Origin of the sequence: Kribbella sp. NPDC023855 (assembly GCF_040639475.1) — a bacterium.
In the GTDB taxonomy this organism is placed as follows: Bacteria; Actinomycetota; Actinomycetes; order Propionibacteriales; family Kribbellaceae; genus Kribbella.
In genome coordinates, this window is record NZ_JBFAAA010000001.1 from 77,368 (window position 1) to 99,153 (window position 21,786).

Consider the following 21,786-nt stretch of genomic DNA (forward strand, 5'->3'; position numbering starts at 1 on the left):
GTGACGCGAGTACTGCTTTACACAGGTAAAGGCGGCGTAGGGAAGACGACCTCGGCCGCCGGTACTGCGACGCTGGCCGCGTTGCGGGGGCTGCGCACGCTGGTGCTGTCCACCGATGCCGCGCACTCGCTGTCGGACGCTTTCGACAGCGAAGTGGGTGCCGAGCCGACCGAGATCGACGACCTGCTGTTCGTCCAGCAGATCGACGCGCAGCGCCGGTTCGAGCGCTCCTGGGGCGACATCCAGGCGTACCTGCGTTCGGTGCTGCAGGTGATCGGTGTGGACCCGATCGAGGCCGAGGAGCTGACCGTGCTGCCGGGCGCCGCGGAGGTGCTCGCGCTGCTCGAGGTGCGCGACCACGTCCGGTCCGGCCGCTGGGACGTGATCGTGGTCGACTGCGCGCCGACCGCCGAGACACTGCGGCTGCTTGCGCTGCCCGAGGCGCTCAGTTGGTACATGGATCGCATCTTCAACGCCGAGCGCAAGGTCGTGCGGACCTTCCGCCCGTTGCTCAGCAAGGCCTCCGGCCTGCCGATGCCCGATGACACCGTCTTCGACGCGTTGCGTCGCCTGCAGGGCGACCTGGCCGACATCCGCGCGCTGCTGACCGGTCCCGACGCGTCCGTGCGACTCGTGCTCACCCCGGAAGCCGTCGTGGTCGCCGAGGCACGCCGCTCGCTGACGACGCTGTCCCTGTACGGCTACCGCGTTGACGGCGTCATCGCCAACCGGGTCTTCCCGGCCGCCGGCGCCGACAACTGGCGGCGGCAGTGGGTCGCGGCTCAGCGCGGGATTCTCGACGATGTTGCCGACTCGTTCCGCCCGCTGCCGATCTGGGAGTCGCCGTACCGCGCCTGCGAGCCGGTCGGTGTCGAGGAGCTGGCCGCGTTCGCGGTGGAGATGTACGGCAAGGACGACCCGTTCGCTCGTGCCACGGACGAGACCTCGTTGTGGGTCGACCGGCACATCGACACCGACGGCCGCACCTACACGCTCACCATGCCGCTGCCGCTCGCCTCGGCGAACGACCTGGAGCTGGCCCGGCACGGTGACGAGCTGATCATCACTGTGGGCTCGTACCGCCGGGTGCTGCCGCTGCCGGCCGCACTCGCGCGTGGGGTAGTTGCGGGCGCCCGGCTGGACGAGGGTCAGCTGCAGGTGCGCTTTGCGCCGCGCGAGCCGCTGCCGCGAGTGGTGGAGACGCCGCCGGCGAGCAGTCCGCTGGACTCGGTCGAGGGGCTGGCGCAGGAGATCCGTGAGCAGATGAGCCAGCAGTTCGACACCGAGCCCACGGCGATCTCGGAGGGCACCAGATGAGCAAGGAGCCCGTCGGTTCGGTCGCCGAGGAGGCGGCCAAGCTGTTCGCCGTACTGCAAAGTGCTGCTCGTCAGGAAGATCAAGCAGACCGAGCAGCGCCGGCAGACGAAGAAACACCGACAGAAGAGCCTGCCCACGAGCACGGTACTGCGCGCAGTGGTGGGCCGGAGTGCCAGTGGTGTCCGGTGTGCCAGTTGATCGCCAAGGTGCGGAACACCAGCCCCGAGACGATCGAGCAACTGTCGACGGCGGCGGCCGGCGTACTGGGATCGGTACGGTCGCTGCTGGAAGCTGCCGCGGAGGCCGCGCGGCAGGCCCGGGAGGACGCAGAGTCGCGGACCGCCAAGGCGCAGGACCCCGAACGGCCTGCCCGGTCCCGCGTGGACCGGATCGACGTGAGTGAGGACCCAGAACCATGGGATTGAGCATCGGCATCGACGTCGGCGGTACCAAGATCGCCGCGGGCGTGGTCGACGACGACGGCACCATCCTCGCGCGCACGCATCGCGACACGCCCGCCGACTCGGTCGACGAGACGGCCAAGGCGATCTGCGCGGCGGCCGCGGAACTGATCGCCGACCACGACGTGCAAGCGGTCGGCATCGGTGCCGCCGGGTTCGTGTCCTCCGACCGGTCGACGGTGCTGTTCGCGCCGAACCTGGCCTGGCGGGACGAGCCGCTGGGCGCCCGGGTGGCCGAAACGCTGAAGGTGCCGGTGGTCGTGGAGAACGACGCCAACGCGGCGGCCTGGGGCGAGTTCGCCTTCGGTGCGGCCAAGGACGTCGAGCACATGGTCTGCGTGACCGTCGGCACCGGGATCGGTGGCGGCGTGGTGATCGACGGGCAGCTGCTGCGCGGCGCTCACGGTGTGGCGGCGGAGCTTGGGCACATGCGAGTCGTGCCGGGCGGTCACCGGTGTGGGTGTGGCGCGCGGGGTTGCTGGGAGCAGTACGCGTCAGGTCGGGCGCTGGTCCGCGAAGGACGCGCGCAGGCGGAGTCCGGCTCGCTGGCCGCCGCGCAGATGCTGAGTGTCTGCGGGATCACCAACCCGGCCGAGCTGACCGGCCCGATGATCACCGAGGCGGCCGCCGCGGGCGATCCGTGCGCGGTCGAGCTGCTCGACGACCTCGGTCGCTGGCTGGGTGAGGGCCTGGCCAGTATCGCCACGTTGTTCGACCCGAGCACGATCGTGATCGGCGGCGGCGTGAGCGCGGCCAAGGAGCTGCTGGTGAAGTCGGCGCAGGTCGCCTTCGAGAAGAACCTGCCCGCCAAGGCGAACCGGCCCCACCCGGCGTTCGGACTGGCCCAGCTCGGCAACGACGCGGGCCTGATCGGCGCCGCCGACGTGGCCCGCCGGCCGGTCCCCACCCTGGAGAGCTCTCGGTGAGCGCAGCTTCCAGTACCGTTTCAGGAGTCTCAGGGGGTACGGCTAGGGAGGTCGTGCGATGGCTCTGACGCAGGCGCTGACGATCGGGATCGACATCGGTGGCACCAAGGTGGCCGCCGGCGTGGTCGACCCGGAGGGCAACATCCTGGACCGGTTGCGCCGCGACACCCCGACCAAGGACCCACGCGAGACCGAGGACGCGATCGCCGAGATCGTGCACGACCTGGAGTCGCGGCACGACGTGATCGCGGTCGGGATCGGCGCGGCCGGCTTCGTCGACGGCACCCGCTCGTCCGTCCTGTTCGCACCCCACCTGGCCTGGCGGCACGAGCCGTTGCGGGACGCCGTCGAGCGTCGTCTCGGGCTGCCGGTGGTCGTCGAGAACGACGCGAACGCGGCCGCCTGGTCGGAGTGGCGTTTCGGTGGCGGTCAGGGCGAGAGCCACCTGGTCTGCGTCACGCTCGGCACCGGGATCGGCGGTGCGATCCTCAACGACGGCGCCTTGCAGCGCGGCAAGTTCGGCATCGCGGGCGAGTTCGGTCACATGCAGGTGGTGCCCGGTGGGCATCGCTGTGAGTGCGGCAACCGGGGCTGCTGGGAGCAGTACGCCTCGGGTAACGCGCTGACCCGCGAGGCTCGTGAGCTGGCGCTGTCCGGTTCGCCGGTCGCGCACAACCTGCTGCGGGCCGCCGCCGGAGATCCGCTCAAGATCAACGGGCCGATGGTCACCGAGCTGGCCAAGGACGGCGATCCGGTGGCGATCGAACTGCTGGAGGATGTCGGCCGCTGGCTCGGGATCGGCCTGGCCAATCTGGCGGCCGCGCTCGACCCCGGGACGTTCGTGATCGGTGGCGGTGTGTCGGATGCGGGGGAGTTGCTGCTCGCTCCGGCCCGCGAGGCGTTCAAGCGAACCTTGACCGGCCGTGGTTTCCGGCCCGAGGCGCGCATCGTTCGCGCAGTACTGGGTCCTGAGGCCGGCATGGTGGGTGCTGCCGACCTCGCGCGGGAAGAGGCGACCTGGTTGCGTCGGGTGCGGGTCAAGACGACTGCGGTGACGGCGAAGACGGCCGCGCGCAGTGGACGGTCGACCCGGCTCGAGCGGGCCACCCGCAAGTCGGTCGGACGGCGTACCGGGATGCGGACGGCGGAGCCCTCGGTGAAGGAAACGGCCGAGCTGAACGGTGACACCGAGGCATGAGCGAAGGCCCGTCGCTGCGGGTGCTGTCGTACAACGTGCACCGCTGGGGCGATGACCGCGAGGCGCTGGCCCGGGTCGTGCGTGCCTGCGCGCCCGACGTCGCGCTGATCCAGGAGGCACCGACCTGGTGGGGCACGCGGCGCAAACGGGAGGCGATGGCGGCGACGTTCGGGCTCCGGTACGTCGCGGCGTCGGCGCGCAACGCGATCTTGATTGCCGACGGCATCGATCTCCAGGATCCCCTGCACTGGCGGGTCTGGCGGCCCTTCGTCCGCCGCCGGCTGCGCTTCATCGCCACCCAACTCCCCGGCGGGTCGGTCGGCGGCCGGACGACGCTCGGTGATCTCGCGGTGGCCTTGGTGGTCTGCCACCTCGGCTTGCACATCCGCGGCCGCCAGCACGAGCTCGAGCAGGTCCTACGCGGCTGCAGATCCTTCAACCTGCCCTACCTACTCGTCGGCGACCTCAACGAGGAACCCGGCGGCCCGGTCTGGGAGCGCCTAGCGGCAGAAGGTTTGACGGACCTAGGCGTCGACGCAGGCCCCACCTTCCATTCCGACAACCCAGTCAAACGCATCGACGGCGCCCACCTCTCACCCGACCTCGCCGGCCGCGTCATCCCCCTGGACTCGATCGAAGGCGTCACCCGAGACGACCTCATCGCAGGCTCCGACCACCTCCCGATGCTGCTGGAGCTCACGCTCCCCTGAACTCGCTGAGCGGATCGGTCACGACCTCACGCCACCGATCGCGGTGCCCGTGGGCCTGCAACCGGTAGTAGATCGTCTCGCGCCGATCCGGCCCGGTGTTGCCACCGATGTTGTGCCCGAGCAGATAGTGCGCGAACAGGACACTCCCAGCGGTGCCGAACGTCTGGATCTGCTCGCCGAGCTCGATCTTCGGGTACGGCGCACCGCTGGTGTCCTCACCCAGTTCCGCCAGCGCATCGGCGCCACGCTCGGCGAGATACTCCCCGAACCGCAGATGCGAGCCCGGCCAGACATGCAGGTTGCCGTGGTACTCCTCCTGCTGGTCGGTCAACCAGACTCCGGCGAGCATCGAGAACGTGTACGGCGTACCGTCCGGCGCCAGCGGGCTCACCCCGTCGACGTGCGGCGAGCCTGGTCGATGTGACCACGGCGGAATCGTGGTCGCGATCTGCGCGAAGTCGGGGTCGTCCACCCCGAGCTCCGGCCGCACCAGTTCGGCCGCCAGCGGCGCGACCGTCACCCGGTAGAAGTCGAGCAGCGGGTGCGAGCCGGCTTCGAATCGCGGCCAGGCGAAATGGAAGCCCACCAGATCCGGCGCCGGTGGCTCCTTCTCCAGCTCTGCCGCGACGAGCTTCCGCCCCGTCGCGAGTTGCTCATCGGTGAGCACATCCGGAACCACCACAAAGCCCTGCTCGCGGAACGTCGTGCGCATGCTCGCGGTCATCGCCATGGATCGCAGTGCACCAGCACCCATCTTCTGGATGCAACTGAATAAAACCCTTTGTGGGTTGAGGAAACGGGCGTCAGGATGGGTTCATGAGACCGGTGGCGTTGGTGACGGGTGTGGGGCGACGGGCCGGGATCGGGGCAGGGCTGGCTGAGCGGCTGGCGGCGACGGGGTGGGATGTCGCGTTCACGTACTTCGGTGGGTACGACGAGCGGATGCCGTGGGGACCGGACACTTCGGCGCGGGACGAGATCACCGAAGTACTGGCCGGGCATGGGGCGCGGGTGTTCTCGGTGGAGGCTGACTTCGAGGATGTCGCCGCGCCGGGTGAGGTGTTCCGGGCCACCGGCGAGGCGCTCGGACCGGTGCAGGCGCTGGTGATGTCGCACTGCGAGTCGGTCGACAGCGGCATCCTCGACACCACCGTCGAGAGCTTCGACCGGCACTTCGCGGTCAACGCGCGGGCGACCTGGCTGCTGATCAAGGCATTCGCGGAGCAGTACGCCGCGCCGTACGGCGACGGCCGGATCGTTGCCCTGACCAGCGATCACACCGCGGGCAACCTCCCGTACGGCGCCAGCAAAGGTGCTCTCGACCGGATCACCCTGGCCGCGGCGCGTGAGCTCAGCGACCTGGGCATCACCGCGAACGTGATCAACCCCGGGCCGATCGACACGGGGTGGATGACACCGGACCTGGTCGCGCAGTTCGCCGCCGAGAACCCGCTGAAGCGCCCCGGGCGACCGGTCGACACCGGGAACCTGGTCGCCTTCCTCTGCTCACCGGAGGGCGGTTGGGTGAACGGCCAACTCCTGCACAGCAACGGCGGATGGCGCTAGCGTTTCTTCTTACGGTTGAGGAAGGCAAGCATCGCTTCCTGGGCCGCGGGGGAGCCGAAGAGCCCGGCCGAGAGTTCGGCCAGCTCGGTGCCTCGGGCATCGATGTCGGCGAGGAGCTCGCGGTTCAGCAGCCTCTTGCTCTCGCGGAGGCCTTGCGGCGCGCCCTTGAGCAGAGACGACAGTACTGCGTCGAGCGCGCTGTCAAGCTCCTCGTCGGGCACTGCCTGCGTCACCAAACCGAGCTTCGCGGCTTCGGCGCCATCGAAGGCGTCACCCGTGAGGAACGTCAGTGAGGCGGCGCGATCCGTCAGCCGCGGGATCACCGTCAGCGAGATGGTCGCGGCGGCCAACCCGAGGCGCACCTCGGTCAGCGCGTACGTCGAACTGTGCCCCGCCACGCTGATGTCGGACGCCGCCACGATCCCGATACCGCCAGCCCGCACCGGCCCGGCGACGCGCGCGACCACCGGCTTGGAGTTCGCCACGATCGCGCGCTGGACGTCGACCATCCGCTGCGCCCCGACGCCCATCCCGACCGTCGTCGCCTCCGACAGGTCGGCGCCCGAGCAGAAGACGTCCAGCGCTGAGCGGATCACGATCACCCGCGCGTCGTCATCCGCGTCGGCCGTCGCCAGGTGAGCCAGCAACTCGCCGGTCAGCTGCTGGGAGAGCGCGTTCTTGTTGTGCGGCGAGTCCAGCGTGATCGTCGCGACCCCGCAGGCCACGTCCAGGTGCACCAGTTCCGTCATGGCGCCCATCTTGCCTGCTCAGTCGAGATAGAGGCAGAACGGATGACCATCTGGGTCGAGCATCACACGAACGTTCTCCTGCGGCTGGTACTCCGCCAGTTCGGCGCCGGCCTCGATCGCGTGCGCAACCGCCTGGTCGAGGTCGTCCACCTCGAGGTCCAGATGCATCTGCATCTGCTGCTTGCCCTTCTCGCCGGGCCAGACCGGGCGCTCGTACTCCTTCTCGAGGTGGAAGCCCAGGTTGTAGCCGGCGTCGTTCGAGGGCGCGACGGTGACCCAGCCCGGTGTGTCGGTGTGCAGTTCCCAGTCGAGCAGGCGCACGTAGAAGCGGCCGAGCGCCTGCGGGTCGGGGGAGTTGAGCGCAACTCCGAACCAGCGAGCTTTTGTTCTCAGTGCCATGGATCCACCATGGCATCGAGCACCGACAGACGCTGAGTTACTTCGTGTCGGCGTACGTCGGGGACAGCTCGCGGGCGAGGTGCTCGATGAACAGGCCGACGTCGGTGACGATGCCGCGGGCCTGGGCCGAGCCCCGGTCGGCGAGCTTGGTGACGGTGGCCGGGTTGATGTCCACGCAGGTGAGCGGTACGGACGCCGGGAGGATGTTGCCGGTAGCAACCGAGTGCAGCATGGTCGCGGCCATCAGGCAGTAGCCGACGCCTTCCAGCTCGGCCCGCATCGCGCGCTGGCCTTCGAGGACGTCGGTGTAGACGTCCGGCAGCGGGCCGTCGTCGCGGACCGAGCCGACCAGCACGAACTTGTTGCCCTTCTTCACCAGCGCGTGCATCACGCCCGAGGTGAGCACACCCGACTCGACGGCCGCGGCGATCGAGCCGGCCTTGCGGATGGTGTTGATCGCGCGGATGTGGTGCTCGTGCCCGTGCTCCACGCCCCGGCCGCGGGCCAGGTCGACGCCGAGCGACGTACCGTACAGCGACGACTCGATGTCGTGGGTAGCGAGCGCGTTGCCGGCGAACATGACATCGACGAAACCCGCCTCGACGATGGCCACCATCGCCGGCGCGGCGCCGGTGTGCACGATGCCCGGGCCGCCGACCCAGAGCACCTTCAGCCCGGCGGCCTTCGCCTCGCGCATGCCGTCCGCGACCTGCTTGACGAGCACCCGCTGCGGCTTCTCGCTGGAGACTTCCGACTCCATGAAGCCGAACGCCCCCTCGTCGTTCGCGACGATCGGCGGCGTGACCTTGACGCCCTGGGCGCTGGTGATGATCCTCATCCCGGCCTTCACCTCGGACATCGGGATGGTCCGGACGTCCGCACCCTCGACCAGCAGGCCGCAGTCCATCTCGGGGTTGCGCACCGAGACCCAGTGGCCGCCCAGCCGGACGCTGGTGGGCAGGTTCGTGGTCGAGTAGAAACCGTCGGGGAAGACGCCGTCCTGGAGCACCTCGGAGATCTCCGGCGTACCGGGGTTGACCAGGTTCGCACCTTTGGTCTGGATCCGCATCAGCAGGCGCTGGAGGGCTTCGTCGTCCTCGGCACCGACCGTCATCCGCACGGTCGACGGGTCGTCCTTGTCGTAGCCGAGGTCGAACTTGTCCAGCGTGTACTCACCGCCGTACCCGCGGATGTCGTCCAGGACCCGGGACAGCAACCCGGAATCCATCAGGTGGCCGGTGATCTCGACCGTCTCGGTGACCTGCACGGGTGCCTCCCTCGCCTCGGTTCGTCGGATTGTCCGACGATCCGCACTCTAGCGTGCTGGGCTGGGCGTCAGACCACGGCGCCGTCGTCGGGGGTGTCCTCGGGCGGAAGCTTGTCGGGCATCCGGAGTACCAGGGTGAGGAAACCGCCGACGAAACCGACGACCGCGATGGTGGTGACCCGGCCGGTGCCGAAGTCGAGCAACGCGGCGGCGATCAGCAGCAGCGGGCCGCCGAACAGCCCGAGCCAGGCGATCCGGCTGATCCAGTCCAGCCGCGGCCCCCGCGGCGGCTCCGGCGGGACGAAGTGGTCATGCGGATCGTCGGTACGCCGAGCCGGCGGCTCCTCAGGCGGATCTTCATCGGTGTCCCCGACGATCAACCCAGCCGGCACGTCGATCAACGGCTCGTAGGAGCCCTCCTCGACATCCTCACTGGCCGGCCACCGCGGCACCGGCGTCGCGTCGTGCCCCTCAGCCGAGGGCGCGTTGAACTGCTCCACCAACGACTTCCACTCAGCATCCTCAGTACTCCGAGCAATAACCCCCCGAGCCCGCTCCACAGCCCCAGCCGCAACAAATATCTCCTCAAACCCCACCGGCACCCCCGCCGCTTCCACCTTCGCGTCGCCTTCGGAGCCGTCCTGCGGGCTGGTCGCCGCCGCCTCAGCCGGAGCGTCGCAGTACGCCGCTATGCCGGCTTCGGCTAGGGCGGTTAGGACGGGGGTGGTGAGGGTGGGGGCTATGCCGCCGAGGGACGTGTAGGTGTCGGCGGTCAGGCCGTTGTCACGCATGGGTGATCCGGTGGATGAAGGCGGCGGTGTCGGTGTAGATGCGGTCGGCGTCGTTGTCCAGAGTGGCCACGTGGTAGCTGTCCTCGAGCAGGGTTTCGGTGACGTCGCGGGATGAGATCGCGGCCAGGATCGCCCGGCCTGAGCTCGGTTCGACGACGTGGTCGACGGTACTTCGGAAGAGCAATACCGGCTGAGTCACCTTCGCCAGGTCGGCCCGGGTCAGCGTCCACAGCTGGGAGAGCGAGCGGAGGGCCTTCAGCGGCAGCCGGTCGTACGCGCCCTCGTCGACACCCGGCTTCTTGATGTCGTTCGAGATCCCCGGGAACGACGGCATCATCCGCTGCAGCACCGGGAGCAACGCGAGTCGCTTGTCGTCGGTGCGCACGGACGGGTTGACGAGGATCACACCGGAGATGTCGGCTCCGTGCTGCTCCGCGAGCCGCAGTACCAGGCAGCCGCCCATCGACAGGCCGCCCACGAACACCCGGTCGTGCTCCTTGCGCAGCCGGGTCAGCTCGTTCTCCAGTACGGCGTACCAGTCCTGCCAGCGAGTCGTGTTCATCTCCTGCCAGCGCGTCCCGTGGCCGGGCAGCCGCGGTACGGAGACCCCGTAGCCCTCGGCCGCCAGATGCTCGCCGAACGGCCGCATCGACTTCGGCGAGCCGGTGAAGCCGTGGCTCAGCAGCACCCCGGTCGCGGCGTTCTCACCGGAACCTGGGCTGCGGAACTCTTCCGCGTGAGCTTGCACTGGCACGGGTACTCCTTGGTGAGTCGCGTAGATCCTGAGACGCCAATGGTCGCAGCCCCGAGGTCACCAGCCCACCCCGTCACGGGTGTCGCTCGATCCCGTGACCGACATCGCACCCAGTCTGCAACCAGGTGCCAACACAGAGTGTTGCCCAGCTATTCCTGGCGGTGACGTTGCTTGAAGAGGAGAGTGGAACGTAGGGTGTCGGCCGAGTGACGGAGGTGAAGGCGTTGCTGTACCTGTTCCTCAGGCGGTTCTTCGTCGGACCGATTGCGAAGCTCCTCTTCCGTCCCAGGGTCGAGGGGCTGGAGAACATTCCCAAGACCGGCCCGGCGCTGCTGGTCAGCAACCACCTGGCGTTCACCGACTCGGTGTTCCTGCCGGTGGCGGTGCCCCGCCAGATCATTTTCCCGGCCAAGTCGGAGTACTTCACCGCGCCCGGGCTGAAGGGCCGCGTGATGGCGACCTTCTTCCGCTCGATCGGCCAGATCCCGATCGACCGCTCCGGTGGGCGCGCCTCGCTGGCCGCGCTGAACACCGGGCTGGAGATCCTCGCCAAGGGTGAGCTGTTCGGGATCTACCCCGAGGGCACCCGCTCACCCGACGGCCGGCTCTACAAGGGCAAGACCGGCGTGGCGCGGATGGCGATCGTGGCCGGGGTCCCGGTCATCCCGGTCGCGATGATCGACACCGAGAAGCTGAACCCGCCCGGCACGGTCTGGCCGAAGTTCCTGATCCGCGAGCCCGGCCGCCGGTTCCCGCGGCTGATCCGCCCGGGCGTGGCGATCGGCGAGCCGATGGACTTCTCCCGGTACGAGGGGATGGAGCGCGACCGTTTCGTCCTGCGCTCGGTCACCGACGAGATCATGTACGCGCTGATGGAGCTGTCCGGCCAGGAGTACGTCGACATGTACGCCGAGAAGGCCAAGGAGCTCATCAAGGCCGGCGAGTCCGTCGACGACCACATCAAGCCCCGCCACGGCGACACCAAGGCCTCCTGATCCGCTGAGATGGAAGGCGACCTGAACGTCCTGGGTGACAGCCTGCAGGAGTGCGGGACCGACCCGGTCACCGGATTCTTCCGCGACGGCTGCTGCAGCACCGGTCCCGAGGACCTCGGCAGCCACACGGTCTGCGCGGTGATGACCACCGAGTTCCTGGCTCACCAGCTCGCGGTCGGCAACGACCTGACCACCCCACGCCCCGAGCTGAACTTCACCGGCTTGCGTCCCGGCGACCGCTGGTGTGTAGTCGCGGCCCGCTGGCTCCAGGCGTACCACGCAGGCGCCGCCGCCCCCGTAGTACTGGCCTCCACCCATGTCCGAGCCCTCGACATCATCCCTCTGAGCGTGCTCCGCGCCCACGCCGTCGACGTCCCCTCGGACCCGAGCTCCCTGGCCTGAGCCGGTCGTGGTGAGACGGGTGGGCAAGGGATGGGACGGCTCGCCTAGGGTTGGGGTATGCAATTTGCGGAGTTGAGTGCTGGGTTGGTGCCGGGGGTTCCTTCGTTGGAGGAGCTGCGCGGGCTCAAGCCGTTGCAGCAGCCGGAGTGGCCGGACCAGGCGGTGTTGGAGCACGTCATCGGGCAGTTGCGGACGTTGCCGCCGCTGGTTTTCGCCGGTGAGTGCGACGATCTGACCACCAAGATCGGTGCCGTCGCACGGGGCGAGGCGTTCCTGCTGCAGGGTGGTGACTGCGCCGAGACCTTCGACGGGGTGACCGCCGAGAACATCCGGGCCAAGCTCCGGGTGCTGCTGCAGATGTCGGTCGTGCTCCAGTACGCCGCGAGCGTCCCGGTCGTGAAGGTCGGCCGGATCGCCGGCCAGTACGCGAAGCCCCGCAGCAGTGGCGAGGAGACCCGCGACGGCGTGACGCTGCCGTCGTACCGGGGTGACGCCGTGAACGGACTGGACTTCACGCCCGAGGCACGGATCCCGGACCCGCAGCGGCTGCGCGGTGTCTACAACGCGGCCGCCGCGACGCTCAACCTGACTCGCGCGTTCACCACCGGTGGGTACGCCGACCTGCACCAGGTGCACGCCTGGAACACCGACTTCGTGAGGTCGTCGCCGGTCGGGCAGCGCTACGAGCAGCTCGCCTCGGAGATCGAGCGCGCGCTCGCCTTCATGCGCGCCTGCGGAGCGGTCCACGACGAGTTCAAGACCGTCGACTTCTACGCCTCGCACGAAGCACTGATCCTGGAGTACGAGCACGCCCTGACCCGGATCGACTCCCGCACCGAGCAGCCGTACGACGTGTCCGGCCACCTGCTCTGGGTGGGGGAGCGGACCCGGCAGCTGGACGGCGCGCACATCGAGTTCCTCTCGGCGCTGAGCAACCCGCTGGGCGTGAAGATCGGCCCGACCACGACCCCGGAGTACATCCGGGCGCTGATCGACAAGCTGAACCCGAAGGGCATCGAGGGCCGGCTGACCTTCATCACCCGGATGGGCGCGGGCAAGATCCGCGACGGGCTGCCGCCGCTGCTGGAGGCGGTCCGTGACCACGGCTCGCCGATCGCGTGGGTGTGCGACCCGATGCACGGCAACACCTACGAGACGCCGAACGGCTACAAGACCCGCAACTTCGACGACGTGATCGACGAGGTGCAGGGCTTCTTCGACGCCCACGAGCAGGTCGGCACCTGGCCCGGTGGCATGCACATCGAGCTCACCGGCGACGACGTCACCGAGTGCCTCGGCGGCGGCGAGGAACTGGTCGCCGAAGACTTGGTCAACCGCTACGAGACCGCCTGCGACCCCCGCCTGAACCGGCACCAGTCCCTGGAACTGTCCTTCCTGGTCGCCGAACGCCTGCGAGGCGCACGAGCGTGATCGACCTTCGGTCCGACACCGTCACGCGGCCTTCCGCCGGGATGCTGGCGGCGATGACCAGTGCGCCCGTCGGCGATGACGTGTACGGCGAGGACCCCACGGTCACGCAACTCGAGGAAACCGTCGCCGGGTTGCTCGGGCACGAGGCCGGGTTGTTCACGGTCAGCGGGTCGCTGGCCAACATCCTCGGCGTCCGGGCGCTCGCCGCTCCCGGCACCGAGGTGCTCTGTGAAGCGAGCGCGCATGTCGCCCGCGCCGAATTGGGCGCGCACGCCGCGATCAGCGGCATCACCACCCGCACCTGGAGCGCGCCCGGCGGCCAGATCGACCTGGACCAGATCCGCGCCCTGATCGCCCCAGACCTCGGCCCGTACTTCGTCCCGACGGCCGCCGTCTCGGTCGAGAACACGCACAACTTCGGCGGCGGCACGATCCAGACCTCGTACGACGCCCTGGCCGACGAACTGGACTCGCTCGGCCTCCCGCTCCACCTCGACGGCGCTCGCCTCTGGAACGCGTCGGTCGCATCCGGCGTACCGATGGTGGCTTACGGCAGCAGGGCGGCGGCCGTGAGTGTCTGCCTGTCGAAGGGCTTGGGCGCACCGATCGGCTCGGTGCTGGTCGGCTCGACCGAGCTGATCAAGGAGGCGCGAGTCTGGCGCAAGCGACTGGGCGCGGGCTGGCGTCAGGCCGGCGTACTGGCTGCTGCCGGTCTGTATGCGATCCGCCACAACGTCGACCGCCTCGCCGAGGACCACGCCCACGCGCGTCAGATCGCCGAGATCCTCGCCGACGCCGCGCCTGGCTCGGTCAAGCCGGACCAGGTCGACACCAACATCGTCATCGCCGACCTTGCCGCGACTGGCAAGACGGTCGCCGAGGTGGTGGCCAAGGCCAAGGCCGAAGGTGTCCTGATCGGCGGAGTGGGCGTCACCCAGCTCCGCCTCGTCACTCATCTGGATGCCTCGGCCACGGACTGCCGCGTGGCGGCCGAAGTGGTCGCCGGCCTTTTGCACTGATAGCTGTTCGCAAGGTCCAGGTGCCACCTGCCCACTGCTGGAACTCGGCGGACGGCAGGTAGGCTCACCGCTGTCGGGACGCAGCATTCGGGGAGAGCCGTGCGAGAGATCGTCGTGTTCAGCGGAAGTGCCCATTCCAGCCTTGCCAAGCAGATCTGTGCCGACCTCGGCGTGGAGCTGTCGCCGGTGGAGATCCACCGGTTCAGCAACGACTGCCTACAGGTCCAGTTGCAGGTGAACTGCCGCCAGCGGGACGTGTACATCGTGCAGCCGCTGGTACCGCCGACCCAGGAGCACCTGATGGAGCTGCTCCTGATGATCGACGCCGCCCGGGGTGCGTCGGCCGCGCAGATCACCGCGGTGATGCCGCACTACGCCTACGCGCGCTCGGACAAGAAGGACGCATCGCGGATCTCGATCGGTGGCCGACTGGTAGCCGACCTGCTGGTCGCGGCCGGTGCCGACCGGGTGCTGACGATGACGCTGCACGCTCCGCAGGTGCACGGATTCTTCTCTGTACCGGTCGACCACCTGACCGCGATCGGCGTCCTGGCCGAGCACTTCCGCGGTACCGATCTGACCAACACCGTCGTGGTCAGCCCGGATCTCGGCAACGCGAAGACCGCGACCCAGTTCGCCCGCCTGCTCGGGTTGCCGGTCGCCGCGGGCAGCAAGCAGCGGCTGTCGGACGACCGGGTGGTGATCGATGCGATCGTCGGCGACGTGGCCGGCAAGAAGGCGATCATCCTGGACGACGAGATCGCGACCGGCGGTTCGATCATCGAGCTCCTCGACCGGCTGAAGGATCTCGGCTGCACGCAGGCCGCGGTGGCGACCACCCACGGCCTGTTCGCCGGCAAGGCGGTCGAGCGGCTGCGCTCGCACCCGTCCATCACCGAGGTGATCAGCACCGATACCGTCCCGCGCCCCGAGGGCTTCCCCGAACTGCAGGTCAGCTCGGTCAGCGGCCTGTTCGCCGAAGCGATCAAACGCATCCACGAAGGCGAATCAGTCAGCAGCCTCTTCGACGGCGTAGACCCCACCCACGCCCCACCCCAACCGAAGCTGCCCTTCTAGGAGCGCGGCGGATCCTCGCCGGTCAACCCGTCCACCGACTCGCGGATCAGATCGGCATGACCAGCATGCCTGGCGTACTCCTCGATCAGATCGATCATGATCCGCCGGAGGCTGGGCGACTCGCCGTTGCCGTTCTTGTACGGCGCCAGCTGGTCCAGCCCGCCTCGGTCCAGTACTGCGGCAACGGCCGTCCGCGAGCGGTCGGTCGCCTCCTGCCAGAGCGCGTACAGCTCCTCCGGTGAGTCCTCGGCCGCCGAGTGCCACTCCCAATCGGGATCGGCGTCCCAGTCGACCGCGTCCCAAGGCGCTCCCAACTCCCGGCCGAGCAGCCTCCGGGTGAAGTACTCGTCCTCGACCAGCGCCAGGTGTTTGACCAGGCCGCCCAGGCTCAGCTTCGACGGCGGATGTGAGGCCTGGAGGCCGACGGAGTCCAGACCGCCGCACTTCCAGGCGAAGATCGCGCGCTGCCGCTCCAGGGAGCCCAGCATGGTCTCGAGCTCGGTGCCGGCGATCGGGGCCTCGTGGGGGAGGTCGTGTTCTGTCATGCTCCAGACGGTAATCTCCATTGCGGACGGTCGACTTCCGGGATGTGGGTTCTACTGTGTTCGTGGACGAAGTGAGCCCGACGGCGAAGGCGCTGCTGGCCTTGGAGTTGATTCAGGACTGTCCGGGCATCAGCGGTGAGCGGCTCGGGGACAGGCTGGGCGTCAGCGACCGGGCCGCCCGGCGGTACGTCGGGATCCTGCGTGAGGCCGGTATCCCGGTCGAGTCCACTCCGGGCCGGTACGGCGGATATCGGCTCGGTCGTGGTTTCCGGCTGCCCCCCTTGATGTTCTCGACCGCCGAGGCGCTCGGGTTGATGATGGCCGCTCTCGAAGGCCATCCCCGCGCCTCCGACCCGACGGACCCGGCCGGCAGCGCGCTCAGCAAGATCATCCGGGTGCTGCCAAAGCCGGTCGCCGAGCCGGCCGAGTCGATCCGTCGCCTGGTCACGCCACGGCAGGCCGCCGAGGGCACCTACCCCGACCCGGAGACGACCGCAGCCCTGGTCCAAGCCTGTACTGCGGGCCGCCGGCTGCGGATCGGCTATCGCAGGGGAGACCGCGACACCATCACCATGGACGTCGACCCGTGGGCCGTCTCGGTGCGCCACGGCCTCTGGTACCTGCTCTGCTGGTCGCACACGAAGGACGCCCAGCGCGTACTACGAGTCGACCGCGTGACCACGACCGAGACGCTGCCCGACACCTTCACCCCGCCGGACAACCTCGATCCGGTCACCGCCATCCAGGACCACTTCGCCCAGGGCTGGAAGTTCCCTGTCGAGGTGGTGATCGACGCACCTGTCGCCGAGGTCGTCCTGGCCCGCAACCTCGGACGGCTCGAGCCGATCGATGAGACGCACACCCGGCTCACCGGCAGTACCGATGAGCCCGAGTGGTACGCCTACCGCCTTGCCTCCCTCGAACAGCCCTTCACCGTCGTGACCCCGCCCGAACTCCGCGAGGCCCTCAACGCCCTGGGCAACCGCCTCCTCGCGGCAGCCGCTACCCCTCGCAGCAAAGCCGGTGCAGCCACTCGGGCTCGTGCCACCAGTACTGCGGGTCGTGGGCGTGCGCCTGCTCCCGGCTGAGCGGCCGCGGCGTGTTGCCTGAGGCAACCAATGCCGGAGCGACCTGCTGCGCGGTGTAGGGCGCGAGCAACGAGTCCACGGTGTGCAGCTTTCCGGCCAGCATCACCTGCTCGACCGCGGCCGCGTGCCGGATGTCCGCCAGCGGATCACCCTTCACGAACGCGAGATCCGCCTGCGCCCCGGCCCGTACGACGCCCAGCTTGTCCTCCAGCGCCAGCCACTTGGCCGGATTGCGGGTAGCGGTCGTCAACGCCTCGTACGGCGTGAAGCCGCCCGCGACCATCGACCGCAGATTCGCATGGAGCGAGATCGCGATGTTGTCCAGCGGCGCATCCGTACCCGCGATCACCAGGCCGCCACCCCGATGGATGCGCAACACCATGTCGACGTTGCCCGCCAGCAAAGCCCGCGTGGTGACACCGGCCGGTCCTGCCGCGGTGTTGACCTCCGCTTGGAGCGCGGCGTACTCCCAGGCCGGGAACAGTGTCGTTGTCCGCCGGTCGGTGAGGAGTGACGGATCGTCGACATGCGCCATCGTCGAGTTGAAGAGCGTGGGCGTGACCGAGAGCCCGGCCTTGGTGAACAGCGTGATCACGTCGGCGTACGCGCGCCCGAGCCGGCTGACCGTGTGCGAGTACCCGAGCCGGTTGGTGGCGCCGGTGTGTTCCATCCCGTCCATGCCGAGGTGCTCGGCCGGGTAGAGGTAGTGCGACGACAGTTGCAGCCCGAGCCGGTGGACCGCCGCGATAGCCCGTCGCTGGTACTCGACCGGCAACCGCACGTACGTCTTCACCAGGTCGTACGCCAGCCCCTCGACCCGGTCCAACTCCAGACCGAGCTGGCGTACCGACAGCGTCGGACGCATGAAGTTGTAGAAGACCCGCGACCCGTCGATCGCCTCACCGGTGGCGAAGTACCGGGGACCGGTCAGTGACCCCTCAGAGAGCGCCTCCCGCGTCTCCTGCATCTGGTAGACGGGATCGCCGGGCGAGCGGGTGGTGGTGATCCCGTAGGACAGCCACAGATAGCCCTGCCGCGCACCCCAGGCCCGGCCGCGAAGATGCCAGTGGTTGTGGGCATCGATCAGCCCAGGCATCACCGTCAGCCCAGTCGCATCGACGTCCGCCTTGCCCTGATGCGGACGAACCGCGGCGATCTTCGACCCGTCCACGACGATGTCGACGTCGCGACGCAACTCCTCGGCCCGCCCGTCCCACAGCGCGCCGGCATGGATCGTGACGCGCTGGTTCACCGTTGCGCGTTGCCAGTGCAGATCGACCTTGACCGTCTGAGGCCGCGAGCCCCGCACGTCGGTACGCCGGACCTGGCCGTTGTGCAGGTAGAGCAGCGTCCGACTGTCCTGCCAGACGGGGGAGTCGGTCACCTCCGACGTGACCGCCCGTGGCTGACCGGTGAAGCGACCCCGGCCATCCACCGGTACGACGTACAGGAGGCTCTCGACGACGAAGGCGAGCCATTTGCCGTCGGGCGAGAAGACCGGGCCGTCGTCGCCTCTGGTGGCCAGGGAGCGGAACGGCATCGGTTCGACGTACTCGAGGGCAGTGGTTGCCACGTCGACGTACAGGAGCTGGCTGGTGCCTTCGCGGAAGCGCTTGGAGAACGGTTTGACCGCGGCGAGCACGATCGTGCGGCCGTCGGCGGACCAACTCACCCGGCCCGGCTGGAACAGCGTCGGGGTGAGTTGGCGGACCTCACCCGAGCCGATGTCGAGCACCCACGCGATGCCGTCCTGGTCCTGGTAGGCGATCTGCCGGCCATCGGGGGAGAACCTTGGCGCAGTCTGTGCCCCGGGCAACGAAGAGAGCTTGCTGTCGGCACCGGTCGCCAGATCGTGCAACCAGAGATCGGCGGTGCCGTCCCGATCGCTTGCATAGAGCAACTTCTTGCCGTCCGGCGAGAAGTCGGGATCCGAGTTGAAGTAGCCGTCGGCAACAATCTTGCGTGGTTGCCCACGGCCACTGGTCGGCGCCAGCCAGAGCGCGTTCAGCGCCCGGAAGGCCAGCCAGCGCCCGTCGGGGGAGACTGCCGGCCCGGCGATCCCCAGCACCGGCCGGCGCCGCGCCGACTCGATGTCCGGCGACTTGGGTCGCGGCCGGCGCGACGTCACCGGGACCACGGCCGTGAACGCGACGGCGGTGTCCGCTCCACCGATCCGCAGCCTTCGGACCAGGCCGTCCGCGGTGTAGAAGATGTCACCGCCACGATCCCAGGACGGCGGTACCGCGAAGACATCCTTGCCGGTCGTCACCGCCTGATCGCCGACGACGAGTTCGCTCACCGGTCCGGTCAGCCGGACGTGCGCAAGCTGACCGCCAGGGGAGTACGCCGGTCCGTAGACGGTGCTCCCGGTCCGAGCAGGCACCGCCGTACGGCGCTGGCCGGTGGTCAGGTCCAGCTGGACGATCGACGTCGCGTCGACCGTGAAGGCGATCTTGCGGCCGTCGGGGGAGTAGACCGGCTCGGCCTCTTCGCTGGTGTCGTCGGTCAGCGCGACGATGGTGCCGTTGCTCAAAGTGAGCCGATGGATCCCGTAGCTGCCGGTGCCACCGCGGTCCGACGAGAAGACGATCGACTTCCCGTCCGGCGACACCGCAGGCTCGCGGTGGTCGAAGCGCCCCGTCGTCAGCTGGCGTAACCCCGAACCGTCGGGCCGGATCGACCAGAGATGGAAGTTGCCGTCCCGATAGGACTGGAAGTAGATGGTCGAACCGTCGGGGGACCAGCGCGGCCGGGTCGCATCCTGCAGGTCGTCGGTCAGCCGCCGCGAACGCCCGCCACCGGCCGGCGTCACCCAGATGGCCGTGACCAGATCGAACGCGAGCCACTGCCCGTCCGGCGACACCGAAACCATGAAGTTGGTGCCTTCGGTCAACACCGCCTGCCCACCCGTACTACGGGCCGCGGCGGCGGCCGGCGTGATCGGAAGGGCACCGACCGCGGCCACGCCTCCGCTCAGCTGCAGAGCCCGGCGACGCGAGACACTCCAAGTACCTGGGTCATCGTTGTTCACACCAGCATCCATTCCTCGGGGCGGTCAAGGACAGGATCGAATCTGCCAGGCCCCACCCGCCGGGACACTCCTCACCGGCGTGTCCGCGCCGCGCTGAGGCCGGCCGGATCAGGGCTCGGCGAGTGCTCGGGCGAAGGCGTTCAGGATCCTGGTGGAGCGGGCCGCGAGACCGGTCACGGTGGTCCGGGACAGTTCGTTCGCCAAGGCCTTCCGGAGTACCGCGTCGGCTTGGCCGGGATCGAAGTCGGTAGCGCCCGGCAGCAAGTCGGGGAGTGACGAGACGCGGCTGCGCAGGAGGTTCTCGTGAGTCGTGTCGAGGCGGGTCGGGCGTGCATGCAGGGCCCGCAGGTCTTCGGCGTACAGGAATGCCTTGCCGCTGTGGTAGCCATGGTCGCGGAGTTGCGTGGACTGGTTCAAGGGGAGACCGGCCAGTTCAGCGCCGGCTCGGCAGGGGAACTCGAAGAGCGCACCGAAGAGCTCGGCCGCCGGCGTACGGAGGAGTCCGTCGGGCTGCAGCCGGCCGGTCCGCAGGGCGGTGAGTTCGCCAACCCAGTCTGCGAAAGCCCGCGACATTGAGGGGTCACCGACGCCGGCGATGAGGTCTGTCGCGACGCTGAGTAGGAAGTCACTGGCCAGGACGGTCGTCGCGCGTGCCCAGTCGATACCGCCTTGCGGGCTGTCCGGCGCCTCGGGCGAGGGCGACCCGACCAAGGCCAGTACGGCGAGCGTCGCGAGCTCGATCCCGGCCGCCACCGGAGCAGCGGCCTCCGGCGGCGGCGATCCGCCCGCGACCACGGCGGCCAGGAAGGGGACGGCAGGGCGGAGCCGATGCGCCAACGGACCTTCGTTGGCGGCCAAGAGCCGGGCGAGGAGCAGCCACTCCGTCTGGACGGCGGCGATCTCGAGTGAGTCGCAGCTGGCGGTGAACGTCTTGACCAGCAGGGAATCCGCCGCGTTCAGGACGATCCCCTGACTGCTTCCGGCGTCCCGCGGTCCCTCGGGCAGGATCATCGCGCGCCGGGCCTTGGTGAAGAACGGGCTGTCGTCGGTCATCGTCGCGGCAATGGTCCGCCAAGCCGCTTGGTGACGACGGACGGAATGCTCCGCCGTTTCGAAGTACCCGAAGAAGGCTCGACTCACCTCCTCCCGGTACTGCGAAGCCGCGGCCGCCGGGTCGTCGAGTGCCTGGGCAATGCAGCTCGCGGCGATCGCACCGCTCTGGACGGCGCGGCCGATTCCCTCTCCGGTGAAGGGATTCGTCAACCCGGCGGCGCCACCCACCAGGATCCGGCCCTGGTCCAGGCAGGCGTCCGGGGTGAAGCCGATATTGGTGAACGTCCCGATGCCCGGGCAAGTGGCCCTGATGCCTGCGAAGTACGGCTCGACGGTGGCCAGCTCGGCCACGGTGTCGGCGAAGAGTTGCTCGCCGGACCTGTCCCGGTTCGAGGTGGTGATGGTCAGGGTGCAGGTGTCGTCAGGTCCTTGGAGCAGCCAGGCGGAGGTCGTCGTACTGCCGGCTGTCGTTGGCGGGGTGGAGAGGTACAACGTTGTTTCAGGGCTGCGTTCAGAACCGTAGACGAGACGTGAATACGTGAAGCCGCTTGCCTGCTGGACCGGGGTCAAGGGTGCAGAGCCGCCCGTCGCGAGAACGACATGAGCGGCCTCCGGCGCGTACGTCGTACCGTCGGACTCCTTGACCACCAGGCGGGATCCAGCGTCCAGCGTCGCCGTGCCGTTGACCACGGTGACGCCGGCATCGGCTGCACCCTGCAGAAGCCGCTCGCGGAAGATCGCCTGATCACACAGGTAGAGCTCGGGGACGGGCACCACCCGCGAATCGCGGCTGCCGAACCTGAGCCGCAACGAGTTCACCGGCCGGGTCGGCAGCTCGACCGACAGCCCGCTGATCGTCGACTCACTGAGCACGACGTCGTACGGCGGTCTGAATCCGGCGGCCGAGTCGACCAGCAGCACCGAAACGCCCATCCCGGCCAGCCGGGTGGCGGTAACGGCTCCTGCGGGTCCGCCACCAATCACCAGCACGTCGGGAGTGGGCACTG

At 69.0% G+C, this 21,786-nt stretch carries 21 protein-coding genes; 12 read left to right on the top strand and 9 right to left on the bottom strand.

The window, feature by feature from the left end:
* Genes AB0F51_RS00335 through AB0F51_RS00355 form a run of 5 tightly spaced genes read left to right on the top strand, consistent with a single transcriptional unit; the run spans position 1 to position 4,612 of the window.
* On the top strand, positions 1 to 1,317 hold the full coding sequence (locus AB0F51_RS00335; RefSeq protein WP_360271717.1) for an ArsA family ATPase: 1,317 nt from the start codon (positions 1 to 3) through the stop codon (positions 1,315 to 1,317).
* Positions 1,314 to 1,742 carry a hypothetical protein gene (locus tag AB0F51_RS00340; protein ID WP_360271720.1) on the top strand — a complete coding sequence of 143 codons (429 nt, stop codon included), beginning with the start codon at positions 1,314 to 1,316 and terminating at the stop codon, positions 1,740 to 1,742. Before AB0F51_RS00335 ends, AB0F51_RS00340 begins: the two co-directional genes overlap by 4 nt.
* Complete coding sequence (locus tag AB0F51_RS00345; RefSeq protein WP_360271723.1) at positions 1,733 to 2,704, top strand: ROK family glucokinase; 972 nt, start codon at positions 1,733 to 1,735, stop codon at positions 2,702 to 2,704. Before AB0F51_RS00340 ends, AB0F51_RS00345 begins: the two co-directional genes overlap by 10 nt.
* Positions 2,705 to 2,762: 58 nt before the next feature.
* On the top strand, positions 2,763 to 3,902 hold the full coding sequence (locus AB0F51_RS00350) for an ROK family glucokinase (protein ID WP_360271726.1): 1,140 nt from the start codon (positions 2,763 to 2,765) through the stop codon (positions 3,900 to 3,902).
* Positions 3,899 to 4,612, top strand: a complete 714-nt coding sequence (locus tag AB0F51_RS00355; protein WP_360271728.1) for an endonuclease/exonuclease/phosphatase family protein — start codon at positions 3,899 to 3,901, stop codon at positions 4,610 to 4,612. Before AB0F51_RS00350 ends, AB0F51_RS00355 begins: the two co-directional genes overlap by 4 nt.
* Here the strand turns inward: AB0F51_RS00355 and AB0F51_RS00360 are convergent.
* Positions 4,599 to 5,342 carry a phytanoyl-CoA dioxygenase family protein gene (locus AB0F51_RS00360; protein WP_360271730.1) on the bottom strand — a complete coding sequence of 248 codons (744 nt, stop codon included), beginning with the start codon at positions 5,340 to 5,342 and terminating at the stop codon, positions 4,599 to 4,601. The two genes, AB0F51_RS00355 and AB0F51_RS00360, sit on opposite strands and share 14 nt — an antisense overlap.
* An 86-nt stretch (positions 5,343 to 5,428) precedes the next feature.
* On the opposite strand from AB0F51_RS00360, the gene AB0F51_RS00365 reads away from it, so the two are divergent.
* On the top strand, positions 5,429 to 6,178 hold the full coding sequence (locus AB0F51_RS00365; protein WP_360271733.1) for an SDR family oxidoreductase: 750 nt from the start codon (positions 5,429 to 5,431) through the stop codon (positions 6,176 to 6,178).
* On the opposite strand, the gene AB0F51_RS00370 is transcribed toward AB0F51_RS00365, so the two are convergent.
* The 5 genes from AB0F51_RS00370 to AB0F51_RS00390 form a co-directional block, all read right to left on the bottom strand.
* Positions 6,175 to 6,927 carry an enoyl-CoA hydratase-related protein gene (locus tag AB0F51_RS00370; protein ID WP_360271735.1) on the bottom strand — a complete coding sequence of 251 codons (753 nt, stop codon included), beginning with the start codon at positions 6,925 to 6,927 and terminating at the stop codon, positions 6,175 to 6,177. The genes AB0F51_RS00365 and AB0F51_RS00370 overlap by 4 nt on opposite strands.
* An 18-nt stretch (positions 6,928 to 6,945) precedes the next feature.
* Positions 6,946 to 7,326 (bottom strand): VOC family protein, encoded by a 381-nt coding sequence (locus AB0F51_RS00375; protein ID WP_360271738.1) that lies wholly within the window; start codon positions 7,324 to 7,326, stop codon positions 6,946 to 6,948.
* 37 nt (positions 7,327 to 7,363) lie between these two features.
* The gene (locus tag AB0F51_RS00380; protein WP_360271741.1) at positions 7,364 to 8,593 is read right to left on the bottom strand and encodes a TIGR00300 family protein; all 1,230 of its coding nucleotides are present in this window, start codon (positions 8,591 to 8,593) and stop codon (positions 7,364 to 7,366) included.
* 68 nt (positions 8,594 to 8,661) lie between these two features.
* Positions 8,662 to 9,384 carry a hypothetical protein gene (locus AB0F51_RS00385; RefSeq protein ID WP_360271743.1) on the bottom strand — a complete coding sequence of 241 codons (723 nt, stop codon included), beginning with the start codon at positions 9,382 to 9,384 and terminating at the stop codon, positions 8,662 to 8,664.
* On the bottom strand, positions 9,377 to 10,138 hold the full coding sequence (locus AB0F51_RS00390; RefSeq protein WP_360271746.1) for an alpha/beta fold hydrolase: 762 nt from the start codon (positions 10,136 to 10,138) through the stop codon (positions 9,377 to 9,379). The genes AB0F51_RS00385 and AB0F51_RS00390 overlap by 8 nt, the downstream gene beginning before the upstream one ends.
* 206 nt (positions 10,139 to 10,344) lie before the next feature.
* Here AB0F51_RS00390 and AB0F51_RS00395 point away from each other — a divergent pair, with 206 nt between their 5' ends.
* The 5 genes from AB0F51_RS00395 to AB0F51_RS00415 all read left to right on the top strand — a co-directional run bounded on the left by AB0F51_RS00395 (position 10,345) and on the right by AB0F51_RS00415 (position 15,062).
* A complete protein-coding gene (locus AB0F51_RS00395; RefSeq protein ID WP_360271748.1) occupies positions 10,345 to 11,133 on the top strand; it encodes a lysophospholipid acyltransferase family protein in 789 nt (262 codons plus the stop codon).
* Between the two features lie 9 nt (positions 11,134 to 11,142).
* Positions 11,143 to 11,535 carry a DUF2237 domain-containing protein gene (locus tag AB0F51_RS00400; protein ID WP_360271751.1) on the top strand — a complete coding sequence of 131 codons (393 nt, stop codon included), beginning with the start codon at positions 11,143 to 11,145 and terminating at the stop codon, positions 11,533 to 11,535.
* A gap of 57 nt (positions 11,536 to 11,592) precedes the next feature.
* Positions 11,593 to 12,966 carry a class II 3-deoxy-7-phosphoheptulonate synthase gene (locus AB0F51_RS00405; RefSeq protein WP_360271754.1) on the top strand — a complete coding sequence of 458 codons (1,374 nt, stop codon included), beginning with the start codon at positions 11,593 to 11,595 and terminating at the stop codon, positions 12,964 to 12,966.
* Positions 12,963 to 13,985 (top strand): GntG family PLP-dependent aldolase, encoded by a 1,023-nt coding sequence (locus AB0F51_RS00410; RefSeq protein ID WP_360271756.1) that lies wholly within the window; start codon positions 12,963 to 12,965, stop codon positions 13,983 to 13,985. Before AB0F51_RS00405 ends, AB0F51_RS00410 begins: the two co-directional genes overlap by 4 nt.
* Positions 13,986 to 14,084: 99 nt before the next feature.
* On the top strand, positions 14,085 to 15,062 hold the full coding sequence (locus AB0F51_RS00415; RefSeq protein WP_360271759.1) for a ribose-phosphate pyrophosphokinase: 978 nt from the start codon (positions 14,085 to 14,087) through the stop codon (positions 15,060 to 15,062).
* On the opposite strand, the gene AB0F51_RS00420 is transcribed toward AB0F51_RS00415, so the two are convergent.
* Positions 15,059 to 15,607 carry a DinB family protein gene (locus AB0F51_RS00420; RefSeq protein WP_360271762.1) on the bottom strand — a complete coding sequence of 183 codons (549 nt, stop codon included), beginning with the start codon at positions 15,605 to 15,607 and terminating at the stop codon, positions 15,059 to 15,061. The genes AB0F51_RS00415 and AB0F51_RS00420 overlap by 4 nt on opposite strands.
* A 62-nt stretch (positions 15,608 to 15,669) precedes the next feature.
* On the opposite strand from AB0F51_RS00420, the gene AB0F51_RS00425 reads away from it, so the two are divergent.
* Positions 15,670 to 16,695 (top strand): YafY family protein, encoded by a 1,026-nt coding sequence (locus AB0F51_RS00425; RefSeq protein WP_360271765.1) that lies wholly within the window; start codon positions 15,670 to 15,672, stop codon positions 16,693 to 16,695.
* Here AB0F51_RS00425 and AB0F51_RS00430 read toward each other — a convergent pair.
* Positions 16,610 to 19,726: a DPP IV N-terminal domain-containing protein gene (locus tag AB0F51_RS00430; RefSeq protein WP_360271768.1), complete on the bottom strand. Its 3,117-nt coding sequence runs from the start codon at positions 19,724 to 19,726 to the stop codon at positions 16,610 to 16,612. The two genes, AB0F51_RS00425 and AB0F51_RS00430, sit on opposite strands and share 86 nt — an antisense overlap.
* A gap of 108 nt (positions 19,727 to 19,834) precedes the next feature.
* Positions 19,835 to 21,784, bottom strand: coding sequence for an NAD(P)/FAD-dependent oxidoreductase (locus AB0F51_RS00435; RefSeq protein WP_360271771.1), 1,950 nt, complete (start codon positions 21,782 to 21,784; stop codon positions 19,835 to 19,837).
* Between the last annotated feature and the right edge of the window lie 2 nt (positions 21,785 to 21,786).